This window comes from Bacteroides timonensis (assembly GCF_000513195.1).
GTDB classification, from domain to species: Bacteria; Bacteroidota; Bacteroidia; order Bacteroidales; family Bacteroidaceae; genus Bacteroides; species Bacteroides timonensis.
In genome coordinates this window covers 1-2752 of the sequence record NZ_CBVI010000205.1, presented here as the reverse complement: position 1 = coordinate 2752, position 2752 = coordinate 1, and the positions used below count along the sequence as shown (strand labels likewise).

Here is a 2752-nt window from a genome sequence, read left to right as displayed (position 1 = left end):
TTTATGGTGTGGCGCTCGTCGGGACGGGTGGTCCCGCCCCTTGCCGCTGGGCGCTCCCCGACCGATGATTTTTAAGTGACTGATTTTGTGCTGTTTTGGGGGTATATTAAGAATAGAAGAAATAGAATAAGTTAAGTACTTGATACACAATATAGGGCATTTTCCATATTGGAAATTCTCATTTTCCAATCTAGAAAATACTGATTTCCTAATATAATACTAAACAGGAAAATAATATTTCCCTTAATATTGTTTTTATGGAAAATAATAGTTTACTTTGTGGAGAATAATATTTCCCAAAAACACATCAAAATGGAAAATAAAAAAGCAGTTAAGTTAACCGATTTTCAAAAGAACGAAGAAAATCCTTTTATGAAACAAGCTATAGAAGGTATTGAAAATCATGTTGTTAAAAAGTATAAGAGTAATAGTGGTGGCGATAAGAGAGCCGTAGTAGCTTTAGCCGACACTGAAACTGGAGAAGTGTTTAAGACTTCGTTTATCCGTCAAATAGAAGTAGATGAAGAACAATTCACTAAATTGTATCTTTCTAACTTTGCTGCATTCTTTGACCTATCACAAGCAGCTATTCGGGTTTTTGGTTACTTTATGACCTGCATGAAACCCAAAAATGATTTAATCATCTTCAATAGAAAAAAATGCCTAGAATATACCAAATACAAAACAGACAAAGCCGTTTATAAAGGACTTGCAGAACTTGTAAAAGCTGAAATCATAGCCCGAGGACCAGCCGATAATCTTTGGTTTATTAATCCTCTGATAGTATTCAATGGTGACCGAGTGACATTTGCTAAAACATACGTTCGGAAAAAGACTTTAGCTGCCCAAAAGAAAGAAGAAGCAGAGAAACGACAATTATCACTTGGCTTTGATGAACAGTAACACTCCATTGAGTGAAGCTGCCGTTTGGTCGCTCCCCCTTTGGGGGCGGGGGGGGGGATAGATAAAGTTCCTCTATGTAAAGTTATAATGGGGGATGAAAGGCAAGGTTCGCTAACCTTACCCCGATTGTTTATGCTTCCCAGCATTCAATCTATCCCCGTTTATGGGTTTCTCTTTCACCCTACAAAGATAACCTCATGGGGGAAAAATGTCCAAGAATATGGGGTAAAAACTATCAAGTCGGTAGAAAATAAGTATCTTTGAAGTACATTTTTAGTAGAGGTACTGGTATGCCTAGACGAAGCAGATAGGCAAAAATAAAGCCGCTGGAGATGTCGGATGTCCGTCAATTAACTCCAGCGGCTTGTATTTTGGTAACTCTCCCGTATCGGTCGGCTACCGTTTGGTCAGCAACAAAGGTAGTACTTTATTGTCGCAAATCCAAATGTTTTCCCCTTTATTTGTGCATTTACAGAACATTTGCTAACTTCGCACCTATGCAGTATGGTGATAGCACACTAGCACCCTAAAGGGTGCGTGTGTAAGGGGACAAGCCCCCTTAACCCCCTGTCAGCCGGCTGTCACCGGCTGTTATCGATTGTCACAAAAATGTTAACTTATGGGAGCAACAAGTATTCATGTACAAGCAGTGAAGCCGGGGAGTGAGATTCACAACTTTAGGGAAAAAGAGTTGGACTATGTTCGTCCCGAACTTAGTCATTTGAATGAAAGCTGGGTTGGAGATAGCATCTCCCATCGGCTGGAAAGTGCGAAACAAAGATATCTCGATACGGTTGGGCAGAAGATGCAGGCTAAAGCCGCACCCATACGAGAGGGAGTAATAGTAATCAAACAAGAAACCACCATGCAGGAACTCCAGCAGTTTGCCACGGTCTGCAAAGAACGTTTCGGTATCGAAGCATTTCAAATCCATATACACAAGGACGAAGGATACATGAACGCAAAGCAATGGACACCTAACCTTCATGCCCATGTAGTTTTCGATTGGACGCAGCCGAATGGGAAAAGTGTGCGTTTATCGCGTGATGACATGGCAGAACTCCAAACCATAGCATCTGAAACACTGGGCATGGAACGTGGCGTTTCTTCTGACCGCAAACACTTATCGGCTATGCAGTACAAGACCGAATGTGCGAAAGAACAGCTTCAGGAACTATCAAACGATATATCCAGTGCATTAGACAAACACAAGGACGTACAAAACCAGCTTCTTCAGCTTCAGAAAGAACTACGTTCCATTGAAACAAAGAAGAACGTCCAAAAACTCATTTCTAAGGCTTCAGAGAAGTTTTACGGCTTGATTGGAAAAACAGTCAACGATAGGGAAAAGGATGCCTTAAAAGCCAAAGTAAAGGCTTTAGAGGGGGAAAATGAACAGCTATCCGATAGACTGGGAAAGGCTATACTTGAAAAAGAGCAAAACGGCACAAAGGCATTCAAAGCCGAGAATGACAAGGAGTATTATAGACAACAAATGGACAACGCAAGGACAACCAGTAACCGATTAAGGACGGAGAACCAAGAACTAAAGACCGAAACCAAGGAATTGAAAAAAGAACTTGGTAAGATGAAAGACTTGTTCAATTCCGAACAACTGGAGGCTTTAAGGCATCATTTCCCAAACATATCAAAAGCTATGGAAGAGGGGAAAGACCTACTCAAGCAAATCACCAGAAGCAGAGGTTTCGGTATGGGTATGTAACCCCCCCCCGCCCCCAAAGGGGGAGCGACCAAACGGCAGCCTCTCTCAATGGAGTGTTACGTCGTTCGGATTCGGAAGAAATTTTGCAGGGTTCGGAAAACGGTTGTGTGCTTATTCTAAAAAAAG

Annotated in this window: 2 protein-coding genes; both read left to right on the top strand. The window is 41.6% G+C overall.

The window, feature by feature from the left end; genetic code table 11:
- Positions 1-312: 312 nt before the first annotated feature.
- On the top strand, positions 313-903 hold the full coding sequence (locus BN161_RS27855) for a replication/maintenance protein RepL (RefSeq protein WP_004295513.1): 591 nt from the start codon (positions 313-315) through the stop codon (positions 901-903).
- Between the two features lie 619 nt (positions 904-1522).
- On the top strand, positions 1523-2626 hold the full coding sequence (locus BN161_RS27845) for a plasmid recombination protein (RefSeq protein WP_007219893.1): 1104 nt from the start codon (positions 1523-1525) through the stop codon (positions 2624-2626).
- Positions 2627-2752 lie beyond the last annotated feature (126 nt).